This is a genomic window from Vibrio sp. 2134-1 (assembly GCF_033339495.1).
Genome location: NZ_JAWOUS010000398.1, coordinates 1 through 717, shown reverse-complemented (window position 1 = coordinate 717; position 717 = coordinate 1). Strand labels below are relative to the sequence as shown.

The following is a 717-nucleotide window of genomic DNA, read 5'->3' as shown; positions in this document are numbered from 1 at the left end:
GTGTACGGAGAAAATTGAAGCTCTGAGCTGGAAGCCAAGGGTTGATCTGAAATCTGGTCTAGAGAAAACCATCGAGTTTATTAGGTAAGTTAAATTGAAAAAACTAACATTTGAGCAGCTCAGAAGCGTACAGATGTCTATTTTAGATAGAGTGCATCTGTTTTGTGAGCGTCACGATTTGGAGTACTCGCTGGCGGGTGGAACGCTGTTAGGGGCGATACGTCACAAAGGTTACATTCCTTGGGATGATGACATCGATATTATGATGCCAAGGGAAGATTACGAATACCTGTTGCAAAATTTTGCCAAAGAGTATCCTGATTTCACGTTTTTCAATTTGGACACCAAGCACAATCCTTATCCGTTTTTGTTCAGCAAGCTATCTCTGAATGATTCTGTTATTTCGAACGGGCGAATTAAAGGCGTCGGGATCAATATTGATATATTTCCTATTGATAGCCTTGGTAAAGAGGAGGGGGCCGCAAAGTTACGCTTTTCATTAATGTAAGCGATCAACTTTTTCGCTCGTATTCAACGTTCGAGACATGATAGGGCAAACCCAATAGTAAATATCGCATTCCGGTTGTTTCAAAAGTGTTTAAAGCTTTTGCCTAAAAAATGGTTTCTATCAGCAATCAAAGGGTTGTGTTCAACATGCTCAGTTAATGATGATGGTTATGCCGTGAGCATTGGCAGCAGTTACCTTGCTAAAGAGTT

At 40.6% G+C, this 717-nt stretch carries 1 pseudogene; it reads left to right on the top strand.

Annotation, left to right across the window (positions count from 1 at the left end):
• Positions 1–193: 193 nt before the first annotated feature.
• Positions 194–508 (top strand): annotated as a pseudogene (locus tag R7R78_RS26235) (LicD family protein); the annotation flags it as partial.
• Positions 509–717 lie beyond the last annotated feature (209 nt).